We start from the raw sequence: 23,913 nt of genomic DNA, 5'->3' as shown, positions 1-23,913 counted from the left end.
TTAAAAATTAAACTAGTTTTTTATTGTCAATTATAATAAAGTATTATGTAGCATAGTTAGATTTATATTTAAGGTTTATGGAGGCTTTATAAAATGAAAAGTTTATTATTAGCTACAAGTATTATTTGTTTTGCATCGGCTGGTGTTGCTGCAGTAAATCCAATACCTGTTATTTCTCATTCTGATACTGAAATAAAATTAGAAGGATTTTATTTATTTGAAAGTGGTTATCTTAAACAGGATCATTTAATTTTATTTGATAAAAATTTGACCGATAATAGGAAAAAGCTAGGGTTTTATACGGAAGCAGCGTTTGCAGCAACTATTACTAAAATAATCAATGATGTAGTAGCAGGTGCTAAAATAGTGCTTCAGCCTACCACAAGAGCAAAAACCTCAACAAGTTATAATGGATCACATATCTTCATTGAAACTAGTTACGGTAAAGTAGAACTCGGTTCTCCTGCCGACGCAAGTGCTAAATTGCGTATTACCGGCTCTCAAGTAACTGCAGGAACCGGAGGATGTTCTAGATATGCCCTACTTGACGGTCAGTATATGAGGTATAAAGGCTTAAAACCAGATTTTGATACTAATTCTAGCTTTTATCTTGAATCATACTCGAACTCTTTTGATCAAATCAATGATAAATCTGAAAGAGCTAGAAGAATAAACTTTTTTACACCTAAAATGCAAGGCTTCCAAGCCGGTATCTCTTATACTCCCGATACTGCTAATACAGGCGGTAATAGAGATATAAATAATTTAGCACTTGAAAGCTCAGGAAGAAATGGGATGAGTGTTTCTAAAACTGGAATAAAGACAGTGAAATTAGGAAATAATGAAACTATGACTATCAATCAAAATGTTAGAGATGCTTTTTCTGCCGGCTTAACTTATGAACATGAAATTAGTGAAGATGCAGACTTGAAATTATCTGTTACCGGAGAGTATGGCAGACCTGTTCGTCGTCTTATTCATGCTAAAATGGACGACACTAAAGTAGTAGGAGCACTAAATACTTATAAGCTTTCTAATTTAAAAGCATATAATCTTGGCTTAGTATTTACTTACGGTAATTTCTCTTGTGGGGCTTCTTACGGTAGTTTAGGTAAAAGCTTAACTGCTAAGGAATATCATAAAGTCAGTCGTGATACCTATTATTACAATGGAGCAGTTGCTTATAGACAAGGACCTATAAAAACAAGCCTTGAATATCTTAAAACTTCAAAATATAAAAACACCTTTGATACTGTAAGCTTAGCTACTGAATATAATATCATGCCTGGTTTATTACCATATGCTGAAATTTCTCATTTCCAAGCTAAAGGTAAGCCTGTATATTGCCCTGAAGCACCTAGTAAGACAACACGAGGTACTGTTGCTCTTATAGGCACAAAACTTAAGTTTTAATTGCTTACAAATTGATATCTTTTTATAGCATTAGCTTTAAGAGTTAACAAAATTACTAACAAATTCGTTATGCTATTCATGAGGATATAATAAATTCTATCACTATTGAAACCAAGGCTTAGAGTAAGCTAATGCCTTGATTACTCAACTTTTCTAATCGCACTATCAATAAGTTTTTATTATAGTTTGTCGTTATAATAGTATTTTTACTCTTCTGTTAAACTTCTCAATTATTCTATTAGCCTGTAGATTTCTAATTTCTTATCAAATTATGCTTAGCTATTACTAAAACAGCATATTCCAAAAAGCTACAGCAAGATGAATTTAAAATTGAGACTATACAGAATAAATTAGGTGTGTATCAGCAAATCCTGAGAAATTCGCTTGTATCAAATGACTAAGAATTACTGCTTTGATTAAATAAAATCATGTGTATTTTGGTAATCATGTAATATGTGATTTTTATATTTTAAAGCAGAAGTAACACTATGAATCATGCTCAACTTACAAGCTCAGGATATTCTTGTGTAAATATATTAAAATCAGTTACAAGATATATAGCCACTTTAAATTATTATTACATATAATTTTTCAACTGATCACATAGTTAAATATTCAACAAGTTTATAAGATAGATATCACTCAAAACATAAAAAAGCAAGAATCAGAGAGAACAATGAAAAAATTTTTTCCTATATTAAATGTATTTAAAAACATTATGAAAATAAGTAATATTATAGATAAATATATTACAGCAATCCCTCATTTAATGAGGATAAAAAAATTTCAAGCCCAACCACCACCACGTTATAAGCAATTTTGATGCAATAAAATATACCAGCACAGCGCTACCCGCCATCGGAAACCTTTGATAGATACAATTAGAGAAGACTAATTCAATCTTTCAAGGGTAGTAAAAGTTCTTAACTAGTGTTTATAACTTTTTCAGTAATAATAAATATCATGAAGATTTTTCGCCAAAGGAAGGTCATCAGGATGATTAAGTTGATGTTATAGGCGTGTAGATTAACATCTATTAATTTGAACTAAAAGATGAAATTAAAAGCTTACAAAAACTTTTAATATACAGACTGGTATGAGCAAATTTGTAAATAATTCGCTTGTATAAAACCATATAAAATATGGTTGGTTTCTTATATATACTCAATCTTTATTACAATTATAATGAAAACCTATTATTTTTAGGGAAACCCATAGGTGGTAATTTACCTGTACCACCTCTTTTCCCTAAAAAGGCAATAATATTTTTCTCGAGCTTTACTTTGCCATTATTATTCCAGCCTAAGCCATCTTCTTTATTAAATATTTTAATATCTAGAAGCTTTGCATTTTTAAATTTTTGTAACATGACGCCTTGTCCTTTTTTCATTTCAGGTATTTCATCTATATTAAACACAAGCAATTTTCGGTTCTCACCAATGCAAGCAACACTATCTCCATTTGCAGGCAAGCAAGTAATGCATATATGTCCGTTTGGTATGTTCATAATTTGCTTGCCTGCTTTTGTTTGAGCCATCACGTCATTTGAATTAACTAAAAATCCCTTACCTATGCTACTTGCAAGTAATAAAAGCTGATCAGGTTTATAGACTAAAATATTAATAATATCATTATTCCCTATATCCACAAGTAACTTTATAGATTCACCCGTTCCTTTACCTTTAGAAATATTATCAGCAAGCAATGTAAAAAACTTCCCTTCCGAACTAACTATTAATATTTTATCAGTCGTATAAGCTTCTAAAATAAATTTTTCTGCGTCACCTTCTTTATATTTTATATTTGATAAATCAGTATTATGGCCTTTTAATGAACGTACCCACCCCATTTTTGAGCAGATAATAGTAATTGGTTCTTTAGTAATGAAAGCCGTTATATCAACTACTTGATTTGTAAGCGTTACTTCTTCAAAGTAGGTCCGCCTTGCTCCTATTACTGTATTTAATCCAAATTTTGTCTGTACTGTCTTTATTTCTTTTTTCACTACTGTCCATAATTCTTTAGGATTATTTAAAATCTCGTCTAATATGACTTGCTGTTTTTGTAAACTACTATATTCATTAATAATTTCCTGCTCTTCAAGCCTGTGAAGCGAACGAAGACGGGTATTTAATATTGCCTCTACCTGTATTTCAGTTAGCTTAAACCGCTCCATCATTATCACTTTCGACTCATCTTCTTCACGAATAATTTTAATGATTTCATCAAGATTTAGATAAGTTATTCTAAGCCCTTCTAGAATTTCTAAACGATGTTTGATTTTATTTAAAAGATAAGTTGACCTGCGAGTAACAATATTTTGTCTATGATCTAGAAACTCTTGTAAAATCTCTAAAACATTCATTACTCTCGGTATGTTATTACTTCCTATTACATTCATATTTAGTTGAATTCTGCTTTCCAAATTCGTTAGCTTGAATAGAGATTCCATCACTATCTGCGGATCACAACTACGATCTCTTGGCTCTATAACCAACCTGATAACATCGGTTGATTCATCTCTAATATTACTAACAAGCGGGATTTTTTTATCCTTTAGTAATATTGCTATTTGTTCTATGAGTTTTGATTTCTGCACTTGATAAGGTATTTCGGTTACAACTATCTGATATGTACCGTAACTTAACTCCTCTTTTACCCATCTGCTTCTCACTCTAAGACTACCACGTCCCGTACTATATGCAGTATTAATAACTTCAGCTTTATCAATAATTATGCCACCAGTTGGAAAATCAGGCCCTTTAATAAAGTGCATTATATCACTAATTTCAGCTTTTGGATGGTCGATTAAATGTATTAGAGCATCACATAACTCATATAAATTATGCGGCGGTATATTGGTTGCCATACCGACTGCTATCCCTTCAGAACCATTAGCTAGCAAGTTCGGAAAACTTGCCGGCATTATTACCGGTTCTAAATCGGAATCATCATAAGTAGGGCGAAAATCTACCGTATCTTTATCAATATCATCCATTAATAACATACATATTTCAGTCATACGTGATTCGGTATAACGCATAGCTGCTGCATTATCACCGTCTATAGAACCGAAGTTGCCCTGTCCGTCAATTAAAGGATAACGTAATGAAAAATGCTGAGCAAGACGCACTAAAGTATCATATACTGCACCATCACCGTGTGGGTGATATTTACCGATCACGTCACCAACTACTCTTGCACATTTCTTATAGCCGGAATTCGGCTCAAGCCTTAACTGTAGCATTGCGTATAATAGCCTACGATGTACAGGCTTAAGTCCATCACGTACGTCAGGAAGCGAGCGTGACATAATTGTTGATAATGCATAAGCAAGATAACGCTCCGATAATGCATTACCAAAATCAATATTTTCTATTTTAGCTTCTTTCATAAAATGTTTAGTATTTGTTTTTACTATTTCATTCTAGCGAAAACTTTATTGTATAGCTCGATTTTTTGTTGTCATCCCACGACTTGAGCTCATGATCCAGCTAAAAATACTAAAATTATTAATATTTTTAAGTTGTACTTCTAGATACCGTGGTCAAACCCACGATATGACAATAAAACATCATTTTAACACACAACTCTGCTTGTTATAAGCTAATTTCTTACAAACCGCTTTAGCTTGACTAAAACTATCATAATCACCAGCTAAGATTAAATAGAAAAATTTGCCATCGTCATATTTAACTTTTTTGGTTGTGATAACAACATTTTTAAGAATTTTCGGGAATTTCTGTTTTATTCTTTCCCCTTCCTTTATTGCTTCTGCTTCAGATTTTACCGAACCAAGTTGTACTTTATAACTTTCATTATTTTTACAATTTTTAGCATTACTAGCCTTATCTTTACTTCCTTTTTCAAGCTTTATTATATTTAAATTTGTTTCATTTTTGGAGTTATTACTTGGCTCTATTACTGTAATAAGGCTAGATATTTTATCAAAAGATTCATCGCTTTGAATTTGGTTGCGAGAATCTATATTTATTGGTTTCTCAGGATCAGGAAGTAATTTTACAGTTTTAATATTTGTATCTTTAGCAATAAGATTTTCATATATCGTACTATGTACTGCTGCTATTTGGTGATTTTCTATTATAGACGGTTTTATTTTGGTGAGCAGCTCATCAGGATAAATAGTAATTACCGGCTTACTATTCTGATAATATTGATAAGCAAAATAGATAGCAGATATACATATTAAACACCTTAGACATATTTTAACAACAATACTATTGATCATAAATAAAATACTCTGGCCGTCATTCCCGCAAAAGCGGGAATGACAATAGCAAGTTTAGTACTAACGTTTTATAATAATTACATTTTTTTCATTGGTTCTATACCTATCACTTCAAGACCACTAGCTATAACTTTTTGTATAGCTTTAGCAAGAGCAAGACGAGCGGTAGTTAATTCTTTATTGTTTCCAATTACAAATCTATAGTCACTATTTTCTTTACCAAAATTCCATATAGAATGAAATTTTGAAGCTAAATTTATTAAATAAAATGCTATACGATGCGGTTCAAAATATTTTGTAGATGCTTCTAATGTTTTTGTCCATGCAGATAAAAGTTTTATGATCTCAATTTCTTCTTCTGATGATAATAATGATAAATCATATATACCGGCTTCAAAAGCACTATAAGATTCCGGCATTAGTTCCATGGCTTTTGATAAAATTGATATTGTTCTCACATGTGCATATTGTACATAAAAGATAGGATTTTCTCGTGATTGTTCTTTTACTTTTACTAAATCAAAATCAAGCGGCTTATCATTTTGTCTAGTCAACATCATAAACCTTATTATATCTTTCCCCACCTCATGATTTACATCTTGTACACTAGCAAAGCTTCCAAGACGTTTTGACATTTTAACCGGCACACCGTTTTCAACAAAATTGACCAATTGACAGATTTTAACATCTACTTTAACCTGCTCTTTACCTAGAGCTTTAACTATTGCCTCAATTCTTTTAACATATCCGCTATGATCAGCGCCAAGTATATAAATTAAGTGGTTAGCTCCTCTATCTATTTTATCCTTAGCATATGCAAGATCGGAAGCAAAATACGACCAACTTCCATCAGCTTTTTCTATAGGACGATCTTGACTATCACCATAATTGGTAGATTTAAATAATTTTTGAACTCTGTTATCCCATTTTTCATAAATTTTACCTTTAGGAGCAGGTAGTGTACCTTCATAAATTAGCCCCATATTAGTAAGTAATTTAACTATTGCCTCTATTGCACCTTTATCATGTAATGACTGTTCAGAGAAAAATAGATCATGTTTAATACCTAGCTCTTCTAAATCTTTTCTATTTAAATCAAGCATCTTTTTTACAGCAAAATTTTTAACTATTTTAAACCTTTCCGCTTCATCCATCGCTAATAATTTATTACCGTATTCTTTCACTAAAACTTGCCCAACCGGAATTAAATATTCTCCTGGATACAAACCGACAGGGATAGTAATTTTTTCGCCTAAAGCTTCTCTATAACGTAATAATACTGTACTAGCTAAATCATTTATTTGTGATCCTGCATCATTAACATAATATTCTTTTGTAACATTGTAACCTACCTTTTGCAAAATTCTTGCTAACACATCACCGTATACTGCTCCTCTAGCATGACCTATATGCATTGGACCAGTGGGATTGGCCGAAACATACTCGATATTAATATTTTTGTTCTGATCTACATCAATTTCAAAAAACTTTTCTTCATGCTGTAGAATATTTTTTATTGCTACCTGCCAACTTTCAGCTTTTATAGTAAAATTAATAAATCCCGGTCCTGCTATTTCTATACTCGCAATATAAGGTAATGTTATAAGTATTTCTTTAAACTTCAGGGCCACCGTACGGGAAGGAACGTTTTCTTTAGCAGCAATGATCATTGCAATATTACTTGATAAATCACCGTTAAAATTATCTTTCGACATTTCAATAGTAGCAATATTCGCTATTTCCTGATCATTATATAATTGCTGGCTTGCTGCAATTATGTCTTGTTTCAACTGATTAAATATATTCATAATTTTAGATTTCATTAAAATGTATAGAATAAACTCCCTGCATAATCTATCTAATAAGGAAGAATTTATATAGGAGACACTTCGCTGCGAACCGCAGCATATACTTAGCACATGAGGACTTGAGCACTGAATCGGCTTACAAAAATATACCCTTAAAAGCAAGTTATGCAGAAAGTCTAACAAAGCTGATTATATTCCTGAATAGCAAAGCGATCTGTCATACCTGCTATATAATCGGCAATAACTCTAGCTTTACTATATATTTCATTAGAGTCTATTAGCATTTTCCAATTAACCGGTAATAAATTAATATCATCCATATAAACTTTAAACAAACCTTGTATGATTTTAGTACATTTAAGGCTGATAGACATAATTTTATTACTTTTATAAACTCGCTCATGTAGAAACTTTTTAATTTCCTTAATACGTTCATTAGTTTTTTCCGTAAAATCCACTAGCTGATAATTCAAATTACGTATCTCATCTATATCAGTAATTTTTTCTTTATTTAAATTTTCTTTTGTTTTCCATAATACATCGGTTATCAATTCATGCATTAGCTTACGTACTATCTCATAAATAAGACATGACGAGCTAATATTTTTAAATTTTGACTTGAGTTCAAAAACATGCTGATCAATATATTTAAATTCAGCAAGACTATTAAAATCAATAATTTTAGCATTGATACTATCTTCCAAATCATGCGAAATATAACTAATGTCATCGGCAAGTGCTGCTATTTGTGCTTCTGCAGATGCATATGTATCAAGCTCTAAATCATTTTGCTTATTATACTCTGCTATATATTCATTTATCTCACCAGTTATAGGCCCGTTATGTTTTACAATTCCTTCTAAAACTTCCCATGTTAAATTCACTCCGTTATAAGCCACATATCTTTTTTCAAGTAGTGTTAGTATCTTTAAAGATTGAGCATTATGGGAAAAGCCATTATACTCGCTCATACAAGCGTTTAAAGCTCTCTCTCCCACATGACCAAAAGGCGTATGACCAAGATCGTGAGCAAGTGCTATTGTTTCAGCTAAGTCACTTGATAAATTTAAAGTATTAGCAACCGAACGTGCAACAGTTGAAACCTCTAGAGAATGAGTTAATCTATTTCTATAATGATCTCCTTCATGATTAATAAAAACCTGAGTTTTATACTGTAAACGCCTAAATGCATTAGTATGAATGATGCGATCACGATCACGTTCAAATTCATTTCTATATGAAGTCGGAATCTCTTTATATAATCTTCCCCTACTTTTAAGAGGATTGGAAGCATATGAAGCTAGCATCATTATCCTTTATTTTGAAAAGCGTTCTATGTCATTCCAGCAAAGGCGTCAATGACATCAAGCATTATGCAACAACGCAATCTTGAAAAATATCAAAATATACTATATAATTTATAAGACTTTTACAAGGTAATTTTAAGTGATGATAACAATTACGGATAGAGCCTTTCAGCGAGTCTGTGAGCTAATAGGGCTAGAAAAAGATAAGAATTTAGCATTGCGAGTTTCTGTTGATAGCGGTGGTTGCTCAGGTCTAATGTATAATTATGAATTAGTCTCAAAAAACACTATAGAACAGGATGATTATGTCATTACTAAACATAATGCTACAATTATTATTGATTCTATTTCTCAAAAATTTATGTTGGATTGTACTTTAGATTTTATAGAAGAACTTAGTAGCTCATATTTCAATGTTAGCAATCCACAAGCTAAGACAAAATGCGGTTGCGGCAATTCTTTTGCAGTATAGATACGAATATTATGAGTAAACATTGTAACATAATGTTATTCCAGCAAAAGTGTGAATCCAGTGAAACCTATAAAAAACTTATAGTATAATCTAGATAATTAGGTTGAAAGATACTACCAATCCCATCCACTTCATTATTATCACCATAAGAAAGAAGGACTTCTACTTCTTCCTTATTATTGTTGCATCAGGACAAACCTTGGTAATAAAGACAGGACTAATTATTTAACAGTGTGCATAAAGGATTATTATAAGTATATTTGTATTAATACTTATCCAATATGCATGTCCTGTATTTTATAGGCATAAGTACAGTTTTATTATCTTTAATCAAATCCCCATTCACTCTCACCTTCAGCGTATCTTTTGTAATTCAGGTTTTGTTAAATCAACATGCTGAACTATAGAGAATTCATTTTGATTTTCATATTCACTATACCAGTACTCCGGTTTTCCAATGCAAAGCATGGAATGTGGATATAAAGTTTGAGAATTTAGCCTATATTTTCTGTTGCTTTTACAAAAGTTTGATTAACAGACGGTGTATTTCCTGTTGCTGCACTAAAGATTCTTCTTGTGCTTACTGCTATGTATCATTCTGTTTGATTAATTCTTTTTGATCATTAGTAGCTGCTCATCATTTATACTGCAGTTATCTAAATACTGGTAGTCTTGTTATATTTAAATAATTTGTTATATATTGTAGATCTTTTGTTATAAAGGTGTCATGACTAAAATCCAAAGTGACTATAGTAATAAATTGCATAAACTCATTATTTGGGGTTACTAATTTTTCATTAAAGTTAGAATGGGTATTATTAGAAAGCAAATCTATAATATCTTCATATTTATAATCAGCTATGCAGCACTTGTTTTTGTTTGGAGTTAATATATTCTTAATATTACATAATTTTTCTAAAGCACTGCATTATTGAGCAACAGTTAAGGTTTGATTTTTCCTTGTTTTAAAAAGATTATTAAAAATTTTCTGTCAAAAAATCATTTATATTTTTTTAAACTTGTTCCTGTTGTGTGCTACCAAACATACTACTAATGACACTATTCAAATAACACATAATAATTATATCTTTATAATATCAATACAAATTTAAATATTTTTAATCTGTAAGTTGAATAAATATTACTGCTTAAAAAAGTTATCACTCTTATTTTAAAATTGAACTAGTAGGGGATATTTAATAATATATTTTGAAAGGTAAAATTAAGGTTATTTTTCTTTTGTAATTTTATCATACTTTTTTAGTTTGATAAGAATAGACTCTAGATTATTCAACTTAATCATACATGGACCATCGCTTGGAGCGTTATCCGGATCTTGATGTACTTCCATATATATACCGGCAATACCTACAGCCGTTGCTGCCTTTGCAAGTAACTCTACATATTTTCTTTTCCCTCCGGTACTACTTCCTAATCCTCCAGGTTGCTGAACAGAATGTGTTGCATCAAAAACTACAGGTACATTTAGCTCTGCCATTATTGCAATACTACGCATATCAGACACCAAATTATTATAGCCAAAACATACCCCACGCTCTGTAAATAATATATTTTCTGCTCCAAAAGCTTCTAGTTTTACTTGTACATTTTTCATATCCCAAGGAGCTAAAAACTGTCCCTTTTTTACTTTTACTATTTTACCAGTTTTCGCTGCAGCTTGAAGTAAGTCAGTTTGTCTGCATAAAAATGCCGGAATTTGTAAAATATCTGCTACTTCCGCTGTTTCAGTACATTGGCTTTCTGAATGGACATCAGTAACAATAGGACAATCAAATTCAGCTTTTACTTTTGATAAAACTTCCAAACCTTTCTTAATACCAAGCCCTCTAACCCCATTTATAGAAGTTCTATTAGCTTTATCAAATGAAGATTTATAAATAAACGGAATATCAAGCTTGCTAGTTAATTTAATAAGTTTTTCCGCCATAAATAAAGCATGATCTTGTCCTTCAATCTGACATGGTCCTGCAATTAGAATAAACGGTAAATCATTTCCTATTTTGATGTTGTTAAGTTTTATTACTTTTTGCATAATTCTTAGATTTAATTATTAAGTGAGTAACGAATTAGTATTTCTCTGTTACATCAGTTACTGATTTAGTTTTTAGTAAGTCATTGTTAATTAATGTATAATATTTTTCTTTTATTGTCGTTAAATCATAATTACCATGATAATAACCTTCTAGGTTAATAATTTTTTTTAAATAAAAATTTAATCGTTCTGTTTCTAATGGTTCATCTATATTTTTTATAATAGAAGAATTAATATTAATTAAATATGCTTTTATTTTTTTAAATTCTGTAATAATTATAAAAATATCACTCGGTTTTGTTACCAATATTCCTACAAACAAAATTAATAATATTTGCGTTAAAGACATATTTATATTAGTTTCTTATGTTTATATTTTGGATTTAAAATACTTTCCCCGTTAGTACTTAACATATACTCATGATAATCTTGATAATTTCCTTCAAACCATGTAGCATTATTTGCTTTATCATATGCTATAATATGAGTGGCTATTTTATCTAAAAACCACCTATCATGACTAATCACTAATACACAACCTGCAAAATCTAAAATAGCATCTTCAAGTGCTCTTAAGGTATCAATATCTAAATCATTAGATGGCTCATCTAATAATAGAACATTTGCTCCTTCTTTTAGTAATTTTGCTAAATGCACTCTATTACGTTCTCCACCTGAAAGGTTTCCAACTTTCTTTTGTTGATCACCACCCCTAAAATTAAAAGCTGCACAATAAGCTCTACTTTTAACTATTCTATTACCAAGTTGCAATTCATCTAAACCTTCTGAAATTTCTTCCCATATAGTTTTATTATCATCCAAATGATCACGTGATTGATCAATATATCCTAATTTTACTGTTTGACCAATTTTAATAGAACCGCTATCCGGTACTATTTTACCTGTAATCATATTAAATAAAGTAGACTTGCCTGCTCCATTTGGTCCAATAATTCCTACAATAGCTCCACGTGGAACTTTAAAACTAAAATCTGATAATAATATTTTATTGTTAAATTTTTTAGCTATATGTTCTGCTTCAATAACAAGATCACCTAAACGAAGTCCGTTAGGTATTATTATTTGAGTAGAGTCATTTTTTTGCTCTTGTTGTTTGTTTAATAACTCTTGATATGCTGTAATACGTGCTTTATTCTTTGATTGTCTAGCTTTTGGAGTTTGACGAATCCATTCAAGTTCACGACTCAATTGTTTTTTTCTATCATTGTCTTCTTTATTTTCTAAAGCTAATTTTTTTTGCTTCTGCTCAAGCCAAGAACTATAATTTGATTCCCAAGGTATACAATTGCCACGATCTATTTCTAATATCCATTCTGTAACATTATCTAAAAAATAACGATCATGGGTAATTACTATTACGGTACCTTCATAATGCTTTAAATAATCTTCAAGCCAAGAAACTGATTCTGCATCCAAATGATTTGTAGGTTCATCAAGTAACAACATATCAGGTTTCTCTAAAAGCAATTTACATAAAGCTACTCTTCTTTTTTCCCCACCAGAAATTTTTGTAATATCTGCGTCTTTTGGTGGACAACGTAAAGCAAGCATTGCGATTTCTATTTCACGTTCTAAATTCCATCCATCACAATTGTCTATTTTTTCTTGTAATTCTGCTTGCTTATCAAAAAGCTTTTGAATTTCTTCATCAGTGATCTCAGTAGTAAATTTGTTACTTATATCATTAAATTCTTCAATAAGTTTTTTCTTTTCATGAAGGCCTTCTATAATATTGTCAAAAACATTTTTACTAGGATCAAGATACGGTTCTTGAGGTAAATATCCTACTTTTATACCAACTTTAGCCGTTGCTTTACCTTCAAATTCTTTGTCAATACCTGCCATTATTTTTAATAAAGTCGATTTACCTGCTCCATTTGAACCTATTATACCAATTTTAGCTTTTGGTAAAAATGATAAATTCGTTTCTTTTAAAATTTGTTTACCATTTATAACTTTGCTTAAACCCACCATTTCATAAACATATTGATATGACATACATACTTATTTCTTTATATTATTATTTTATAATCTGCTACCACCACATTGTATGAATTTATTGCTCTATGATCATATAATTTAAAATCAGATATTATTAATTTCTATCATTGGTTTTTCTTGTTCAGATATTTGATCTGTCAAATCTTACGAAATAAAATGCTGTACACATACTTTAATTTTAGCAGTTTGAGGATTAAATGCTTTATTATTGCTTATACTGTTATACCTACTAACTTTATTTCGTTCAAGCTTATTGATGATTTTTCCATATTGCATTTAATTTTAATAATATCAAGTCTAATTCTTCCAAATCATTATAATGCAATATTAATTTGCCGCCTAATTGATAATTTTCTATTGTTATTTTTATACCAAATTTTTCTGATAAAACTTTTACTAGTAGTTCTAAATCATTGTCTGTGGTACTTTCCTTTGAAAAACGCTTTCCTACTTTGGTATTATTTTTATGAGATTTAGTATACTCATTTTTATACCATTGTCTTACTAGTTCTTCTGTTTGACGTACATTTAAATTATTATTTATAATATGATCAGCTATTACTTCTGCATGTTCATGATTTATTAAACATCGAGCTTGACCCATACTTAGTATATTTTTGTTTACTTTATCTTGAATAGACTGCGGCAAGTTATTAAGCCTTAACAAATTAGCTATATGACTACGACTCTTACCAAGCCTCTCAGCTAATTTTTCTACCGTGTAATTAAAATTTTCTACTAAATATTTAAAACCACGAGCTTCTTCCATAACTGTTAAATCAGTTCTTTGTATGTTCTCAATTAATGCTACCTCCATACTCTCCTTAGCATCTAAATTTTTTACAATTACCGGTATCTCTAAAACTTTTGCTAATTTACATGCACGCCAGCGTCGTTCTCCTGCTATAATTTGGAAATTATTATCAATAATAATAGGCTGTAATAAACCATTATTCAATATAGAATCTGCTAACTCTTTTATTTTATCATATTCAAAGTTTTTTCTAGGTTGATTTTCATTCGGTCTTATTTTATCAATATTTATTATTTGTATTTTTTCTGATTCTATAGGGATAACTTCTTCTCCAAGTAATGCAGATAATCCTCTTCCTAATCCTTTATTTTTCGCCATATCTTTCTAAGATTTCTTTTGTAAGTTCTATATATGCAACTGCTCCAGAACATTTATAATCATATATAATAGCTGGCTTTCCATATGAAGGAGCTTCAGATAGTTTAATATTTCTTGGAATAACGGTTTTAAATACTAACTCTCCTAAGCATTTCCTAACATCATCTTCTACTTGCTCAGTTAAACGATTACGCTTATCATACATTGTAAATAATATACCTGCAATCTTTATCTTAGGATTTAATTTTTTTTCTACAATTCTAATTGTTTTTAGCAAATGACTTAATCCTTCTAAAGAATAAAAATCGCATTGCATTGGAATCAGTACTCCATCACTTGCAACTAAAGCATTTACCGTTAATAAATTTAACGAAGGAGGACAATCAACAATTATATAATCATACAATGCTTTTACTTCTTTTAATAAATTCATTAAAATATATTCTCGGTCATTTAATTTTGTTAAATCTAATTCAGCTGCAGATAGATTAGTATTTGAAGTAATTATTTCTAAATTTGGTATATTTGTAGGAATTATTGCATCTTTCAATTCTATTAGATTTATTAATACCTGATATATAGTATTTTTGCGTTGTTGCTGACCAATTCCAAAACCAGTACTACTATTCCCCTGAGGATCAAGATCTATAACTAAAACTTTTTTATTTACAGCAGCAAAAGCTGTAGCTAAATTTATAGTAGTTGTAGTTTTAGCTACTCCTCCTTTTTGATTAACAATAGCAATAACTTTCATATAATTTTTGTTAAATTACTAACTTCTAGAATTTTCCCTTCTCTAAAAGAGATACTTTGATGTATTAAATAATCAAATAACCACTTCTTTTTAGCTTCTACTATTTCAGTTAAATAATTTTTTCCTTTTAATAACAAAAATTTTTCTTGTACTGAAATATTCTTTATACAATTAAATATTGTATTTAAGTTAGAAAAAGCCCTACAAGTTAATATACTACAATCCATTTCTACCTTTTCTATTCTTTGATTGATTATTTGTATGTTATTATTTGATAGCTTTGATGCTTCTTCTAAAAATATACATTTACGTAAATCAGCTTCTATTAAACTTACTTTCGCTACACCTGCTATAGATAATACTATACCGGGAAAACCGGAACCACTTCCTATATCAACCAAGTGTATCTCTTTATTATCAATGTATTGTATTAATTGTAATGAGTCTAATATATGACGTTGCCAAAAATTATGTATACTATTATCTGATACAAGATTAATTGCTTTATTCCATTTTTTTATTAATTCTTGAAACATTTCTAACTTTTCAAGCATTTCATGTGGAACTTCTATCACTATATTTAGTTTTTAAATAAATTATAATAGCTGTAATTGCTGCAGGCGTAATCGATGGAATTCGACGTGCTACGCCAATAGTAGTAGGCTTATGATAAGAAAGTTTTTCCTGTATTTCTAATGATATACTTGGTATTTTAAAATAGTCAATATTTTTAGGTATTAACTGCATTTCCTCATTTTGAAACAAATTAATATCTGATTGCTGTTTAGCTAAATATGATTCGTATTTAGCTTCAATATATAACAATTGTAAAATATTACTATTAATGTCTTGAAGCTCCGGAAAAATTTTAATAGCCTGCTCAATAGTAAAATTAGGTATTTTAAATAAATCTAAAACGGTTTTATACGTACCGTTTTGTGCCACTTGCACTCCTATTTTAACAAGCTTACTAGTAGTGAAAGATAATGTTTTTAATAAATTTTTTGCTTTTTCTATATTAAAACATTTTTTTTCAAAAATTTCTTTACGTTTTTTTGATACAACTCCAATATTTATTCCTAATTCAGTTAAACGTAAGTCCGCATTATCTGCTCTTAAAGACAATCTATATTCCGCGCGGGAGGTAAACATGCGATATGGCTCTGTAGTGCCAAATATTGTTAAATCATCTATCATTACCCCAATATAACTATTTGCTCTTGTTAATATAAAAGGTGGTTGATTTTTTATCGCCAAAGCAGCATTAATACCTGCAACTATACCTTGTCCTGCTGCTTCTTCATATCCTGTAGTACCATTAATTTGCCCGGCAAAATATAGTCCTGTTATTTTTTTTGTCTCTAGAGTAATACTTATTTCACGTGGATCAACATAATCATACTCTATAGCATAACCAGGACGTAAAATAGTTGCTTTTTCTAGACCAGGGATTGTTCTTATTAATTTGCATTGTACTTCTTCAGGCAAAGAAGTAGAAATACCGTTTGGATAAATTGTATAATCATCCAACCCTTCAGGTTCCAAAAATATACGATGTTCTGATTTTGCGCTAAATCTGACTATTTTATCTTCTATAGAAGGACAATACCTTGGTCCTATACCCTGTATTTGTCCTGAATACATAGCAGATTTATCAAGATTCTCACGTATAATATCATGAGTTTCTGAGGTGGTTTTTGTGATAAAACAATTTATCTGAGGAACATCAACAATATTTGTTAATGCCGAAAAAGGATTAGGAGTTTTATCACCAGGCTGTAGAGTTGTTTTGCTATAATCAATTGTAAGCCCGTCAATTCGCGGCGGTGTACCTGTTTTTAAACGAGCAATCTTAAATCCTACTCTTTTTAATGTATTGGATAAGCCATAAGCAGATTCTTCATCTAATCTACCTGCAGGAATTTTTGTCAAGCCAATATGAATAAGACCTGATAGGAAAGTACCTGTAGTTAATATAATTTTTTGACAAGAAATTTTGTTACCATCACTTAAAACAACTGCTTCAACTTTAGAAGATTTAATTTCTATATCTTCCACTTTTCCATATAAAATATCTAAATTCGGGTAATTTGTTAATATTTGATACATCGCTTTTTTATAAAGCTTCCTATCAGCTTGTGCCCGAGGCCCCCAAACTGCTGGACCTCTAGTTTCGTTAAGCATTTTATAATGTATACCGGCTTGGTCTATAACATAACCCATTAACCCATCAAGTGCATCGATTTCTTTAACTAATGTGCCTTTTGCAATTCCACCAATTGCTGGATTGCAAGACATTTCACCTAAATTTTCCGGTTTTAATGTAATTAAAAGAGTAGAAACTCCAAGACGTGCAGAAGCAGCTGCAGCTTCTGCTCCTGCATGCCCACCACCTATAACTATTACGTCATATTTTAACATTAATTATTCTATAATTTCAGATTTATTAAAGAAAAACTCAATTTCTCTTTTTGCACTATTTTCACTATCAGAACCGTGAATACTATTAGCTTCAATGGATTCACCAAAATCTTTTCTAATAGTTCCGGCTTCAGCTTCATCAGGATTAGTCACTCCCATAATCTTACGATTTAAAGTTATAGCATCTGTACCCTTAAGAACTTGAAGCACTACTGCTCCTGAAGTAATATATGCAACTAAACTATTAAAAAATGGTCTTGCTCTATGTTCATCATAAAAACATTCTGCTTCATATTTAGTTAAATGCTTCATTTTTTGAGCTACTATTTTTAAGCCTGCATTTTCTAAATAAGTATTGATTTGCCCTATTTTATTCCTTTTAATAGCATCAGGCTTAATCATTGAAAAAGTATATTGTATTGTCATTTTTTAACCTATTAATATAATTATTAAATTTATTTTTTAGCTGAATGATTCCATGTTAAAGCAAATAAACTACCTCCTAAAAGAGCAGAAAGACTAAAAAAGATAAATACCCCATTCCAACCATAATTATCACTAATCCATCCTACCCCAACACCTGCAATAGCTGCTCCTAAATAACCAAATAACCCTGATAATCCGTTAGCAGTACCAACAGCTTGACGTGAGCTAAAATCCGCAGCAGCAATACCTACAAGGAGCTGCGGTCCTGAAACAAAAAAGCCTACTAAAGAAAGAATTACTATGCTTAATAATTCACTTTGAATAGGTATTTTCCAAAACAAGACTAGCAATAAGCTCAGTGATATCATACATATGGCAGCAACAGGACCTCGACGCCCTTGGAATAGTCTATCTGATAAAACTCCTGCTATTAATGCCCCTGGAATACCTATCATTTCATATAAACCGACTTGTAAGCCTGCATTTGCAAGACTGATATTACGTAAATCTCTTAAAAATGTTGGAGCCCAATAAATTACACCGGAACGTATTATATAAACAAACATGTTAGCTAGACAAACATACCACATTAGCTTGTTACAAAAAACCATTCTAAGTAATTGCGGAGTTAATAGCTTTTCATAATCACCTATAGATTCAGGTGGATATTCTTTATATTCTTCCACGGTAGATAAGCCTACTTCTTTTGGAGAATGCCGAAGCCTATTATATAAGAAAAACGATATTATACAAGCAACAACACCGGGAACAAAAAAAGCAGTTCTCCAATCGAATTTATCGATTAAATAACCACAGCTTACCATAGCTAAAGCCCCGCCTATTTGATTGGAAGTTGCACCCATAGCCCATTTAGTACCAAGCTCTTTTGGAGCAAACCAGTGAGTAAGCATTTTTGTTGCAGGAGGCCAGCCCATAGATTGAAACCAATTACTGGCTATCCATAAAATACCTATAAGCCATAAAGAATCCGAACAGCCTATTAGAATAGTAATGATCCCAACAAGTAAAAGCCCTAATACCATAAATATACGTGCATTAACTTTATCACTAATAAAGCCGTTACAAACTTTGCTAACTCCGTACATTATAGAAGAAGCTGTTAATATCCAACCAATTTGTGTTTTAGTAACCCCAAAATATTCTCTTATATCAGGAGTTGCTATATTAAAATTCTGACGACAAAAATAAAAAGTCGCATACCCTATAATAATAGAATACAAAATCCTTACTCGCCAACTATTATATTTTTTCACATATGGCGATCTTGGAGTTTTAATTTTGGATTTTGTATTTGTCATACCATAAACCCTTGAACTATAAAAAAACACAAATTTCTTAAACGCTTGTTTTTTATGACATTAAACTTAAATTCTATTGTCGATTTTATTGACCAAAACTTGATATTCTTTATTTAAACTTTTAACTGCATATATCCATAATATTACTATTATAAAGAATATAGAAGCAAAATAAGGAGTCGCCTCTATAAAACCAAATGCAGGAAATAAAATAAAGAATGTAGATTGAATAATAGCACCGCCTGATTTACCGAATCTCCCACCGATAACCTCAACGGCAGCTTGTCCTTTTACACGTAAATCTTTATCAAGTGGAATATATGCCATATTTTTAGTTGCATCAAATAAAGAATATTTTACACCTTTACTTAAAACATTCTGAATCATACCAATCATAACCGAAAGTACTAAAGGACTTGAAGCAAGAATTCCTGTTAAATACATAGCAATAATGCTATCAAAAAAGATAAATGTAAAAAAGGCAACACCGGTAAGTAACATCATTAAAGGAGTAATCATTGCAGCAGTCAACCATGATACCTTTCGTAAAATATTACTGCCTACAATCATAAAAGCAATAGCAACCCAACCTTGATAAAATTGAAATCTGCCCATATACATAGTATAAGCTTCTTTTGTTGGATACAATTCTTTTACTTTTGACTTCCAAACCCCTTCAACTAAATTTACAGAAACACCGTAAGCAATAAGGAGTAGAGCAATATAACCCACATATTTAGACGTAAAAATCATTTTAAAGCTATCTAGGAGCGACATTTTTGCCTTAGATTTCTTTTCTTTTACAAGAGTAGGATCATAAAGAAGCGGATCAGTCAAAACATTTTTATTCATCCATCTATATGTTAATATTATCAAAAAGCTGCTTGTTATCATAATAATAAATAACGGAAAAAATTTTAGATGTTCTGCAACTATTTGTGTTTCTTCATGTAAGAAATATCCAATAATAACAGATGCTACAGGCAAGGCTAAATTAGCAAGTAAACCAAACATTGAGTAAAAACGTTTAGCTTCGTCAATTTTAGTAATTTGGTTAGCAAATTGCCAAAATAATAAACTCAGTATCATTGTTCCCCAAAGCTCTGCCATAGTATAAAAAGATGCAAAACTCCATTTCCCAACTATTCTTATAAACCATTTGAAATTAGGATAAGCTAAACTCAAATGTTTAATCGTTTCAGGATCAGGATGTACTAAATCAGGATAAGGATAAAGAACAAATGCAAATAGTGCAAAATACCCTAAGAAAAATGAAGTAATGACATAAAACACGTTTTCTTGCTTTAAAATATCGCAAAGTTTAACATAAATTACCATAGCAATTACAGCAGAAGGTAATACTATATATGTTTTTAAGAAACTTATTGCTTCTGCCCCTATATCCGTTACTACAAACCCGTCTTTAATTGAGCGAAGGGTTGAATAGTTTAATAAAATACAGAACATCATAAACGCCATAGGAAGAAACTTTTTATTTTCATATCTTTCTATAGGCCAAATTACTTTTCTCAGTTCTGAGATAGAATTATCACTTTTCGTAGTACTCATAAATTAAATTTTTCTATTTATTTTTAAAGATATATATTCTACTAGAATATGTTAGAAAAGTCAAATGTATTGATTTTTACTCAAAGGCAATTGAATGAAATTATTAATGTTAAGATAAGTAAAGAAATATAATAATCATTATTATTAGAGGTTGTAAAGATACAAAAATATATTCAATAAAAAAGATTTATTACCAAAATATATAACCTTAAATATAGAAGCTGTAGTTCAGAGGATAAAACTATCGACAACAGGCAAAAATTTTAAACTTTCCATTATATTATCTATAACAGGTTTATGCAATAAATCTATTTTAGAAAAGCAATATGATCAAGAAGAAAATGGGAAAGGGCTTACTGCACAACAAATAGACATATCAAAAACATATAATAATATTTTCAGTACATGAAAATGAAGAGTTTAAAAAAAGCATATTAACCTTACTGATACAATGCCTAAAACCATATGGATCAACCCATCATATAAACTGATAGGTGTTGACAAACATGAAGATTACAAATGATACTTTTCTGTTAAAAATGCTACAGGACTGGTAGTAAGATATAAAACAAGTCATTATCAGGCATATAATATAAAATTGGAACCAGGAACCAAATTCAAGATATTATAGAAGGATTTTTAGCAAGAGTTATCTAGCAGAAATTGATCATCCAAATAGAAAAGTACTTTTAGATTATAAATCTCTCTAAAAACTCTTGAGTAAAGAAGCATATTTAGAAAAATGTAACAAAGCTTATGTATATAGAGAACTGCAACTAATAAAAGCTTAGAATTTTCTAGATTTGCTAAGCTTGACAAATTGACTTTTACATAACTCAATAAAATACAAGTGGCACAACAAATAATTTTTAGTTGCTATAATTAAAATCTTTTTCATTTCTTCCTGCTCTAGGGAGAATGTCATTAGATAGAGAGATGTAACAACAAAATCTACTTAGACCTTATTTTTAGTAAAATAGGACTGTTTTGATTCAGCTGTTAAACAGTTTTTGCAATCTACAGATTTGAAATATACTATATTTAGAACAAGCATATTTTGCTCTTCGACCTTGTAACTTCATATTTTCACTGGAATAATCAATCTTATGCCACTGACACCCGATAATATGAGAAATATTTTCATCTATTTCAATTAATAATTCTAAAGTAGTGTTAGGTAGAAAATTTTGTAGTTCTAATAATATATACAAAATTCTAATCAGTATAATTGAGCAATGGCTCTAAACTTTAGTCATTTGATACTTTTAGCTTCATTTCCTAGCAGTTTGCGCTACCTTTACTCTTAAATAAGAAAGCGTCTTCAATTGATCCGATAAATCACAATCCCTTGCTATGGCTATTTCTGTTAAAAATAAACTTACAATAACATTCTTACTATTTTGAACAAACAAGAGAATACCGGTTACTACTGAAACATTTTTACTTAAATTTTATCGATAAATTCTAAATTCAGCTTTATGGAATCACTTAATATTTACTGCTGACAACTTGTCGCTTGTGGAAAGGACAATTAAAACCTTTAAATGGAATTTGTCACCATACCCACTTATTTCTGTAATAATAAAATTTCGGTCAACCAACATTTCTTTATTAGTATACGGCGTTAATGTATTAGAATACCCAAACATTATAGAAAGTAATATCTTTTAGATTTGAAATAATATATTTATCGTCTACTTCTAATGAAATTAGTTCATTAGCTTTAGTAATTTGAATATTACTTTGATCTATGTTTAACAAACTTCGTAAGTGCTTTCTAAGACTAAGCTGTTAATCATTAAAGTTAAGTGTGCTCTACCATCATCACTATAGTATAATAATTACGCAGTGCCATAGCATCCACTGTGTCTCTGCCTATAAAGTGGTTACTTTAACTAAAATTAAAACCCAAAATCCTTAGGATCAATAGTGAACAAATGCATAATGCTTATCTTTTTCATCATTTTATATATTGCCCAACTATGAGTAATAGTTATACTTTTGTAACCAATAATAAAATACAAGTGTGAAATATGAGGTGCTATTATTGGCATTGCCTAAAAAAATGGTTTTATTTTACACAACTCTTTAAAAGACCTTATTGTCATTCCTGCAAAAGCAAGGATCCAATAAAATATATAAAACTTGTTTTTATATGTTCATTTTATCAAATATGTAATTTTTGTATTAATATTTTTTCTCGATTTCCACTTTCGCGGGAATGACATTGAAGCATAAAGCTGTTCCAAATAATTCTTTTTAGCTAATACCCTAATTATTATATATCTTTTCATTGACTATTAGACTTAAACATGATCTACTTGCTAGGGATAAAATTATCGCCAATAGCAAATTACTTTTATAATTTGCTATTGATTAAAAAGTTCTAGAAATCGGCGTTTGAAGCAGTTCTTCATCCCGGTTTTAGTATATAATGTAAGGTGTCATCTTACTATATGCAATATTTCTAACCAAATAGCGGATTATGTAATAATTCACTATTCGCGTAAATTAAGGTTTATATGACAAGAAAAATAATTAAAAACATCATATATGGAATAGCTTTTTTACTTAGTACAAGCAGCTCTGCTAACAGTATCACTTCCAATAGCCCTAAAAAAGATGCAGCGAAAACTAATGATTTTACAACACAAAAAATTATAGATGATTTTTCTGCTTACGCCGGTACTATAAAACCGGAAGTACGTGAGGAAATACAAAAATATAGAGTAGAAATAGTTAATATCAACAAAGAAAAACGTAAATTATACAATAGCCTTTCTAAAGAAGCTCAAAATTTTTTAGTAGAGCAACAAAAATACAAACAAAAACTATCTCTCTCTAAACTAACAACAGAAAATGACCCCCCAAATAATGCTACTAATTCTAACGATAATAAGGATAAAGATACAAAATAAAATCTATTATTTTGTGCACTTGTAAGGTGTATGGTGTGGGTAGGTTTATA

General features: G+C 30.2%; 20 protein-coding genes. 4 read left to right on the top strand and 16 right to left on the bottom strand.

The window, feature by feature from the left end; all coding sequences use genetic code 11:
• Positions 1-93 precede the first annotated feature (93 nt).
• Positions 94-1,413, top strand: coding sequence for a porin (locus AAGW17_RS01885; protein WP_347939243.1), 1,320 nt, complete (start codon positions 94-96; stop codon positions 1,411-1,413).
• Positions 1,414-2,089: 676 nt separating this feature from the next.
• Complete coding sequence (locus AAGW17_RS01880) at positions 2,090-2,236, top strand: hypothetical protein (protein ID WP_347939242.1); 147 nt, start codon at positions 2,090-2,092, stop codon at positions 2,234-2,236.
• A gap of 357 nt (positions 2,237-2,593) precedes the next feature.
• On the opposite strand, the gene parC is transcribed toward AAGW17_RS01880, so the two are convergent.
• The 4 genes from parC to AAGW17_RS01860 form a co-directional block, all read right to left on the bottom strand.
• Positions 2,594-4,807 carry a DNA topoisomerase IV subunit A gene (parC, locus tag AAGW17_RS01875; protein WP_347939241.1) on the bottom strand — a complete coding sequence of 738 codons (2,214 nt, stop codon included), beginning with the start codon at positions 4,805-4,807 and terminating at the stop codon, positions 2,594-2,596.
• A gap of 180 nt (positions 4,808-4,987) precedes the next feature.
• Positions 4,988-5,662 (bottom strand): SPOR domain-containing protein, encoded by a 675-nt coding sequence (locus tag AAGW17_RS01870; protein ID WP_347939240.1) that lies wholly within the window; start codon positions 5,660-5,662, stop codon positions 4,988-4,990.
• Positions 5,663-5,739: 77 nt separating this feature from the next.
• On the bottom strand, positions 5,740-7,470 hold the full coding sequence (argS, locus tag AAGW17_RS01865) for an arginine--tRNA ligase (RefSeq protein WP_347939238.1): 1,731 nt from the start codon (positions 7,468-7,470) through the stop codon (positions 5,740-5,742).
• A gap of 176 nt (positions 7,471-7,646) precedes the next feature.
• Positions 7,647-8,777, bottom strand: coding sequence for a deoxyguanosinetriphosphate triphosphohydrolase (locus AAGW17_RS01860; RefSeq protein WP_347939386.1), 1,131 nt, complete (start codon positions 8,775-8,777; stop codon positions 7,647-7,649).
• A gap of 139 nt (positions 8,778-8,916) precedes the next feature.
• On the opposite strand from AAGW17_RS01860, the gene AAGW17_RS01855 reads away from it, so the two are divergent.
• On the top strand, positions 8,917-9,249 hold the full coding sequence (locus tag AAGW17_RS01855) for an iron-sulfur cluster assembly accessory protein (RefSeq protein WP_347939237.1): 333 nt from the start codon (positions 8,917-8,919) through the stop codon (positions 9,247-9,249).
• A 1,228-nt stretch (positions 9,250-10,477) separates the two neighbouring features.
• Here AAGW17_RS01855 and kdsA read toward each other — a convergent pair.
• From kdsA to AAGW17_RS01795, 12 genes are all read right to left on the bottom strand, one after another.
• Positions 10,478-11,302 (bottom strand): 3-deoxy-8-phosphooctulonate synthase, encoded by an 825-nt coding sequence (gene kdsA / locus AAGW17_RS01850; protein ID WP_347939236.1) that lies wholly within the window; start codon positions 11,300-11,302, stop codon positions 10,478-10,480.
• Positions 11,303-11,336: 34 nt separating this feature from the next.
• Positions 11,337-11,651: a DUF2672 domain-containing protein gene (locus AAGW17_RS01845; protein ID WP_347939235.1), complete on the bottom strand. Its 315-nt coding sequence runs from the start codon at positions 11,649-11,651 to the stop codon at positions 11,337-11,339.
• Positions 11,652-11,653: 2 nt separating this feature from the next.
• A complete protein-coding gene (gene ettA / locus AAGW17_RS01840) occupies positions 11,654-13,321 on the bottom strand; it encodes an energy-dependent translational throttle protein EttA (RefSeq protein WP_347939234.1) in 1,668 nt (555 codons plus the stop codon).
• A gap of 253 nt (positions 13,322-13,574) precedes the next feature.
• A complete protein-coding gene (locus tag AAGW17_RS01835; protein WP_347939233.1) occupies positions 13,575-14,456 on the bottom strand; it encodes a ParB/RepB/Spo0J family partition protein in 882 nt (293 codons plus the stop codon).
• Complete coding sequence (locus AAGW17_RS01830) at positions 14,443-15,210, bottom strand: ParA family protein (protein WP_347939232.1); 768 nt, start codon at positions 15,208-15,210, stop codon at positions 14,443-14,445. The genes AAGW17_RS01835 and AAGW17_RS01830 overlap by 14 nt, the downstream gene beginning before the upstream one ends.
• Complete coding sequence (rsmG, locus tag AAGW17_RS01825; RefSeq protein WP_347939231.1) at positions 15,207-15,785, bottom strand: 16S rRNA (guanine(527)-N(7))-methyltransferase RsmG; 579 nt, start codon at positions 15,783-15,785, stop codon at positions 15,207-15,209. The genes AAGW17_RS01830 and rsmG overlap by 4 nt, the downstream gene beginning before the upstream one ends.
• Entirely contained in the window at positions 15,766-17,631 is a 1,866-nt protein-coding gene (mnmG, locus tag AAGW17_RS01820) for a tRNA uridine-5-carboxymethylaminomethyl(34) synthesis enzyme MnmG (RefSeq protein ID WP_347939230.1), read from the bottom strand. The genes rsmG and mnmG overlap by 20 nt, the downstream gene beginning before the upstream one ends.
• Positions 17,632-17,634: 3 nt before the next feature.
• The gene (gene ndk / locus AAGW17_RS01815; protein WP_347939229.1) at positions 17,635-18,057 is read right to left on the bottom strand and encodes a nucleoside-diphosphate kinase; all 423 of its coding nucleotides are present in this window, start codon (positions 18,055-18,057) and stop codon (positions 17,635-17,637) included.
• Between the two features lie 29 nt (positions 18,058-18,086).
• On the bottom strand, positions 18,087-19,376 hold the full coding sequence (locus AAGW17_RS01810) for an MFS transporter (RefSeq protein ID WP_347939228.1): 1,290 nt from the start codon (positions 19,374-19,376) through the stop codon (positions 18,087-18,089).
• Between the two features lie 66 nt (positions 19,377-19,442).
• Positions 19,443-20,945, bottom strand: coding sequence for an ATP/ADP exchange transporter Tlc1 (gene tlc1 / locus AAGW17_RS01805; protein WP_347939227.1), 1,503 nt, complete (start codon positions 20,943-20,945; stop codon positions 19,443-19,445).
• Positions 20,946-21,937: 992 nt separating this feature from the next.
• Entirely contained in the window at positions 21,938-22,156 is a 219-nt protein-coding gene (locus AAGW17_RS01800) for a hypothetical protein (protein ID WP_347939226.1), read from the bottom strand.
• A 421-nt stretch (positions 22,157-22,577) separates the two neighbouring features.
• Positions 22,578-22,706 (bottom strand): hypothetical protein, encoded by a 129-nt coding sequence (locus AAGW17_RS01795; protein WP_347939225.1) that lies wholly within the window; start codon positions 22,704-22,706, stop codon positions 22,578-22,580.
• A 773-nt stretch (positions 22,707-23,479) separates the two neighbouring features.
• Between AAGW17_RS01795 and AAGW17_RS01790 the strand changes: the two genes are divergently transcribed.
• Entirely contained in the window at positions 23,480-23,863 is a 384-nt protein-coding gene (locus AAGW17_RS01790; RefSeq protein ID WP_347939385.1) for a hypothetical protein, read from the top strand.
• The last annotated feature ends 50 nt before the right edge of the window (positions 23,864-23,913 follow it).

It is taken from the genome of Rickettsia sp. Oklahoma-10, assembly GCF_039954865.1.
Taxonomy (GTDB): domain Bacteria; phylum Pseudomonadota; class Alphaproteobacteria; order Rickettsiales; family Rickettsiaceae; genus Rickettsia; species Rickettsia oklahomensis.
Note: the sequence above shows the minus strand (reverse complement) of the source record. Positions and strands in the feature narration are given on the sequence as shown.

What these genes read in the sequence shown, in the direction of transcription:
- AAGW17_RS01860 (WP_347939386.1), bottom strand. Translation starts at nt 8,777, where the DNA reads ATGCTAGCTTCATATGCTTCCAATCCTCTTAAAAGTAGGGGAAGATTA.
- AAGW17_RS01880 (WP_347939242.1), top strand. Translation starts at nt 2,090, where the DNA reads ATGAAAAAATTTTTTCCTATATTAAATGTATTTAAAAACATTATGAAA.
- mnmG (WP_347939230.1), bottom strand. Translation starts at nt 17,631, where the DNA reads ATGTTAAAATATGACGTAATAGTTATAGGTGGTGGGCATGCAGGAGCA.
- ettA (WP_347939234.1), bottom strand. Translation starts at nt 13,321, where the DNA reads ATGTCATATCAATATGTTTATGAAATGGTGGGTTTAAGCAAAGTTATA.
- ndk (WP_347939229.1), bottom strand. Translation starts at nt 18,057, where the DNA reads ATGACAATACAATATACTTTTTCAATGATTAAGCCTGATGCTATTAAA.
- kdsA (WP_347939236.1), bottom strand. Translation starts at nt 11,302, where the DNA reads ATGCAAAAAGTAATAAAACTTAACAACATCAAAATAGGAAATGATTTA.
- AAGW17_RS01810 (WP_347939228.1), bottom strand. Translation starts at nt 19,376, where the DNA reads ATGACAAATACAAAATCCAAAATTAAAACTCCAAGATCGCCATATGTG.
- parC (WP_347939241.1), bottom strand. Translation starts at nt 4,807, where the DNA reads ATGAAAGAAGCTAAAATAGAAAATATTGATTTTGGTAATGCATTATCG.
- AAGW17_RS01835 (WP_347939233.1), bottom strand. Translation starts at nt 14,456, where the DNA reads ATGGCGAAAAATAAAGGATTAGGAAGAGGATTATCTGCATTACTTGGA.
- AAGW17_RS01845 (WP_347939235.1), bottom strand. Translation starts at nt 11,651, where the DNA reads ATGTCTTTAACGCAAATATTATTAATTTTGTTTGTAGGAATATTGGTA.
- AAGW17_RS01885 (WP_347939243.1), top strand. Translation starts at nt 94, where the DNA reads ATGAAAAGTTTATTATTAGCTACAAGTATTATTTGTTTTGCATCGGCT.
- tlc1 (WP_347939227.1), bottom strand. Translation starts at nt 20,945, where the DNA reads ATGAGTACTACGAAAAGTGATAATTCTATCTCAGAACTGAGAAAAGTA.
- AAGW17_RS01870 (WP_347939240.1), bottom strand. Translation starts at nt 5,662, where the DNA reads ATGATCAATAGTATTGTTGTTAAAATATGTCTAAGGTGTTTAATATGT.
- argS (WP_347939238.1), bottom strand. Translation starts at nt 7,470, where the DNA reads ATGAATATATTTAATCAGTTGAAACAAGACATAATTGCAGCAAGCCAG.
- AAGW17_RS01830 (WP_347939232.1), bottom strand. Translation starts at nt 15,210, where the DNA reads ATGAAAGTTATTGCTATTGTTAATCAAAAAGGAGGAGTAGCTAAAACT.